This is a genomic window from Psychrobacter namhaensis, from assembly GCF_016107545.1.
Lineage (GTDB): Bacteria > Pseudomonadota > Gammaproteobacteria > Pseudomonadales > Moraxellaceae > Psychrobacter > Psychrobacter namhaensis.
This window is the reverse complement of sequence record NZ_JABASS010000028.1, coordinates 1-5,762: the sequence shown is the minus strand read 5'-3', so window position 1 is coordinate 5,762 and position 5,762 is coordinate 1. Positions and strand designations below refer to the sequence as shown.

Annotated in this window: 2 tRNA genes and 3 rRNA genes; all 5 read right to left on the bottom strand. The window is 48.1% G+C overall.

Annotation, left to right across the window (positions count from 1 at the left end):
* Position 1 precedes the first annotated feature (1 nt).
* The 5 genes from rrf to JFC06_RS12100 all read right to left on the bottom strand — a co-directional run bounded on the left by rrf (position 2) and on the right by JFC06_RS12100 (position 5,277).
* Positions 2-115, bottom strand: a 5S ribosomal RNA gene (gene rrf / locus JFC06_RS12120).
* A 188-nt stretch (positions 116-303) separates the two neighbouring features.
* Positions 304-3,160: ribosomal RNA gene (locus JFC06_RS12115) — 23S ribosomal RNA — on the bottom strand.
* A gap of 338 nt (positions 3,161-3,498) precedes the next feature.
* Positions 3,499-3,574, bottom strand: a tRNA-Ala gene (locus JFC06_RS12110).
* 8 nt (positions 3,575-3,582) lie between these two features.
* Positions 3,583-3,659: transfer RNA gene (locus tag JFC06_RS12105), tRNA-Ile, on the bottom strand.
* A gap of 79 nt (positions 3,660-3,738) precedes the next feature.
* Positions 3,739-5,277 (bottom strand): 16S ribosomal RNA (locus JFC06_RS12100).
* The 16S, 23S and 5S rRNA genes sit together here with 2 tRNA genes alongside, the layout of an rRNA operon.
* Between the last annotated feature and the right edge of the window lie 485 nt (positions 5,278-5,762).

The window sequence follows — 5,762 nt, the reverse complement described above, 5'->3', positions numbered from 1 at the left end:
GAGCTGACGATGACCTACTCTCACATGGGCGAACCACACTACCATTGGCGCTACGATGTTTCACTTCTGAGTTCGGGAAGGGATCAGGTGGTGCCATCGTGCTATTGTCGTCAGCAAAGGGGGTTAGATATGAGTCTATTGTTGTTTTTATTGACATCAAGTATTAGCTTGTTGCCGATCAACTTGTAACCTAACTGAATCAAGGTTAAAGGTGATATCGAAATATTCTTTTCTTCGTTATGACCACTACAGTCATACAAGATAGATTAATTAGACTTGGTATACAAACCACTTGGGTGTTGTATGGTCAAGCCAAACGAGCAATTAGTACAGGTTAGCTACACACATCGCTGTGCTTCCACACCCTGCCTATCAACGTCCTAGTCTTGAACGGCTCTTTAGGGAAATCTAATCTTGAGGTGGGCTTCCCGCTTAGATGCTTTCAGCGGTTATCCCATCCGAACGTAGCTACCGGGCAATGCCACTGGCGTGACAACCCGAACACCAGAGGTTCGTCCACTCTGGTCCTCTCGTACTAGGAGCAGATCCTCTCAAATTTCCAACGCCCACGGTAGATAGGGACCGAACTGTCTCACGACGTTCTAAACCCAGCTCGCGTACCTCTTTAAATGGCGAACAGCCATACCCTTAGGACCTGCTTCAGCCCTAGGATGAGATGAGCCGACATCGAGGTGCCAAACACCGCCGTCGATATGAACTCTTGGGCGGTATCAGCCTGTTATCCCCAGAGTACCTTTTATCCGTTGAGCGATGGCCCTTCCATACAGAACCACCGGATCACTAAGACCTACTTTCGTACCTGCTCGACTTGTGGGTCTCGCAGTTAAGCGCGCTTTTGCCTTTATACTCTACGACCGATTTCCGACCGGTCTGAGCGCACCTTCGTACTCCTCCGTTACTCTTTAGGAGGAGACCGCCCCAGTCAAACTACCCACCATACATTGTCCTCGGTATTGTTATACCTGAGTTAGAACCCCAACATGACCAGGGTGGTATTTCAAGATTGGCTCCACCAAGACTAGCGTCTCGGCTTCAAAGCCTCCCACCTATCCTGCACAAGTCAGGTCAAAGTTCAATGTAAAGCTGTAGTAAAGGTTCACGGGGTCTTTCCGTCTAGCCGCGGGTACACAGCATCTTCACTGCGATTTCGATTTCACTGAGTCTCTGCTGGAGACAGCGCTGCCATCATTATGTCATTCGTGCAGGTCGGAACTTACCCGACAAGGAATTTCGCTACCTTAGGACCGTTATAGTTACGGCCGCCGTTTACTGGGGCTTCGATCAAGAGCTTCGCTTACGCTAACCCCATCAATTAACCTTCCAGCACCGGGCAGACATCACACCCTATACGTCCACTTTCGTGTTTGCAGAGTGCTGTGTTTTTAATAAACAGTTGCAGCAGCCTGGTATCTGCGACTGCCAATAGCTTACGGAGCAAGTCCTTCACCATCAGCAGCGTACCTTCTCCCGAAGTTACGGTACCATTTTGCCTAGTTCCTTCAGCAGAGTTCTCTCAAGCGCCTTGGTATTCTCTACCTGATCACCTGTGTCGGTTTAGGGTACGATTCGTTTATGACTATCGCTTAGAAGCTTTTCCTGGAAGCATGGTATTTGCCACTTCGCTGTACAAGTACAGCTTGCTATCAGATCTCGGTATAAAATAGCCCGGATTTACCTAAGCTATAAACCTACATCCTTCCACCTGGACAACCATCGCCAGGCTGGCATAACCTTCTCCGTCCCTCCATCGCATCATAAACAAGTATCGGAATATTAACCGATTTCCCATCGACTACGCCTTTCGGCCTCGCCTTAGGGGTCGACTCACCCAGCCCCGATTAACGTTGGACTGGAACCCTTGATCTTCCGGCGTGCGAGCTTTTCACTCGCATTATCGTTACTCACGTCAGCATTCGCTCTTGTGATACCTCCAGCATGCTTTACAACACACCTTCACAGGCTTACACAACGCTCCCCTACCACTTGAAAACAAATTCAAATCCGCAGCTTCGGCTCCTAGTTTGAGCCCCGTTACATCTTCCGCGCGGGCCGACTCGACTAGTGAGCTATTACGCTTTCTTTAAAGGATGGCTGCTTCTAAGCCAACCTCCTAGCTGTCTATGCCTTCCCACCTCGTTTCCCACTTAACTAGGAATTTGGGGCCTTAGCTGGCGGTCTGGGTTGTTTCCCTCTCCACGATGGACGTTAGCACCCACCGTGTGTCTCCCGGATATCACTCATCGGTATTCGGAGTTTGCATCGGTTTGGTAAGTCGGTATGACCCCCTAGCCGAAACAGTGCTCTACCCCCAATGGTGTTCGTCCGAGGCGCTACCTAAATAGCTTTCGGGGAGAACCAGCTATCACCGAGTTTGATTAGCCTTTCACCCCTATCCACAAGTCATCCCCTGGCTTTTCAACGACAGTGGGTTCGGTCCTCCGGTGCCTGTTACGGCACTTTCAACCTGCTCATGGATAGATCACTCGGTTTCGGGTCTATACCCTGCAACTAGACGCCCTATTAAGACTCGGTTTCCCTACGGCTCCCCTAAACGGTTAACCTTGCTACAGAATATAAGTCGCTGACCCATTATACAAAAGGTACGCGGTCACCCAACAAGTGGGCTCCCACTGCTTGTACGCACACGGTTTCAGGTTCTATTTCACTCCCCTCACAGGGGTTCTTTTCGCCTTTCCCTCACGGTACTGGTTCACTATCGGTCAGTCAGGAGTATTTAGCCTTGGAGGATGGTCCCCCCATCTTCAAACAGGATTTCTCGTGCCCCGCTCTACTTAATATGTTAACGCTAATGTTTCGAATACAGGACTATCACCTACTACGGTCAGCTTTCCCACGCTGTTCTTCTACATTAGCATTAATCGGCTTCTCCCCGTTCGCTCGCCGCTACTAGGGGAATCTCAATTGATGTCTATTCCTAAGGGTACTGAGATGTTTCACTTCCCCTCGTTCGCTTCTTGTACAAGTACAAGATACCTAGCTTATGCTAGGTGGGTTTCCCCATTCAGAAATCTCCGGATCACAGGATATTGCCGCCTCCCCGAAGCTTATCGCAGGCTGTCACGTCTTTCATCGCCTCTGACTGCCAAGGCATCCACCATGTGCGCTTCATTACTTGACCATACAACCCCAAGTAGTCTTTCGACTGCTAAGTGTTATACACTCTAATTAATGATAACGATATCACCTATGTTTACGCTTGATTCAGTTCTCTTTACTTTTTTTAGTAATCAACCCCTGGGATAACAACTGATGTCGTTAAGAGGTTGATTACTAAGGTTAAGATGTGCGCGTGAACACGCTCATCCTAACCCAGACTCATATCTATGTTTTTAAATAGTTCCTATGCTCTCGTCGAGTCATAAGTTCTGTATAAAACAGAAAGAAGCAATCTAAAGATAAATCACTCGTTTCTATTTAATACTATTTGCACTTAAAGCTTACTGCGTGTTTATAGTGTGGTGGAGCCAAACGGAGTCGAACCGTTGACCTCCTGCGTGCAAGGCAGGCGCTCTACCAACTGAGCTATGGCCCCATGTAAAATGGTGGGTCTAGGTGGACTTGAACCACCGACCCCCGCGTTATCAACACGGTGCTCTAACCAGCTGAGCTACAGACCCTAAATACGCTTATGCTATAAACGTAAGCTTAAACTAAAGAACAACTTGTTGTGAATTCTTGCTGACCGAATGCCATCTATAAGGAGGTGATCCAGCCGCAGGTTCCCCTACGGCTACCTTGTTACGACTTCACCCCAGTCATCAACCACACCGTGGTGAACGCCTCCCCGAAGGTTAAGCTATCCACTTCTGGTGCAATCAACTCCCATGGTGTGACGGGCGGTGTGTACAAGGCCCGGGAACGTATTCACCGCGGCATTCTGATCCGCGATTACTAGCGATTCCTACTTCATGGAGTCGAGTTGCAGACTCCAATCTGGACTACGATAGGCTTTTTGAGATTCGCATCACATCGCTGTGTAGCTGCCCTCTGTACCTACCATTGTAGCACGTGTGTAGCCCTGGTCGTAAGGGCCATGATGACTTGACGTCGTCCCCGCCTTCCTCCAGTTTGTCACTGGCAGTATCCTTAGAGTTCCCGGCTTAACCCGCTGGTAACTAAGGACAAGGGTTGCGCTCGTTGCGGGACTTAACCCAACATCTCACGACACGAGCTGACGACAGCCATGCAGCACCTGTATTCTAATTCCCGAAGGCACTCCCGCATCTCTGCAGGATTCTAGATATGTCAAGACCAGGTAAGGTTCTTCGCGTTGCATCGAATTAAACCACATGCTCCACCGCTTGTGCGGGCCCCCGTCAATTCATTTGAGTTTTAACCTTGCGGCCGTACTCCCCAGGCGGTCTACTTATTGCGTTAGCTGCGTCACTAAGTCCTCAAGGGACCCAACGACTAGTAGACATCGTTTACGGCGTGGACTACCAGGGTATCTAATCCTGTTTGCTACCCACGCTTTCGAGCCTCAGTGTCAGTATGATGCCAGAAGGCTGCCTTCGCCATCGGTATTCCTCCAGATCTCTACGCATTTCACCGCTACACCTGGAATTCTACCTTCCTCTCACCTACTCTAGCCTAACAGTTTCAGATGCAGTTCCCAGGTTAAGCCCGGGGATTTCACATCTGACTTATCAAGCCACCTACGCTCGCTTTACGCCCAGTAATTCCGATTAACGCTTGCACCCTCTGTATTACCGCGGCTGCTGGCACAGAGTTAGCCGGTGCTTATTCTGCAGCTAATGTCATCGTCCACGGGTATTAACCGAGGAGTCTTCTTCACTGCTTAAAGTGCTTTACAACCAAAAGGCCTTCTTCACACACGCGGCATGGCTGGATCAGGGTTTCCCCCATTGTCCAATATTCCCCACTGCTGCCTCCCGTAGGAGTCCGGGCCGTGTCTCAGTCCCGGTGTGGCTGATCATCCTCTCAGACCAGCTACAGATCGTCGCCATGGTAGGCCTTTACCCCACCATCTAGCTAATCCGACTTAGGCTCATCTAATAGCGAGAGCAGTAAACTGCCCCCTTTCTCCCGTAGGTCGTATGCGGTATTAATTCGAGTTTCCCCGAGCTATCCCCCACTACTAGGTAGATTCCTAAGTATTACTCACCCGTCCGCCGCTCGACGCCTACCAGCAAGCTGGTATCGTTTCCGCTCGACTTGCATGTGTTAAGCCTGCCGCCAGCGTTCAATCTGAGCCATGATCAAACTCTTCAGTTTAATCTTGCTATGAAGCTCTTTAAAGAAGCTTCTAAACTTGGCTCATTTAATCTGGCAAAATCGCTAAAAATTATGTTCGTAATGAATTAACTTTGAGTTTTTCTGCTGTCTTAAATGATAATTTTTATAGTTAGCATTCTACCGAAAAGGTAGGCAACCAACTTTATTTTTTAGCATTCTGAATCAGCAAAAATCCACACAAGTTGTTCTTTAGTTATGCTTTTAAATAATGTCTGATACTGTCGTCCAGTATTAGGTGTTTCTGACTAATTATACTCAATATCCAATGTGGTTATTGCTAATTAGCGAGCTGACTATCATATCATGTTTTAATACGCTGTCAACTTCTTTTTTTAATTTGTTTCAATAAGTTAGCTTGTTAATTATGAATGATTTATCACCCTTCTTATTAACTGCTTCCCTTAATGAGGTGCGTATTATAGACGCTTTTTTTATCAAGTCAAGAAGTATTTTTTATTTAGTTT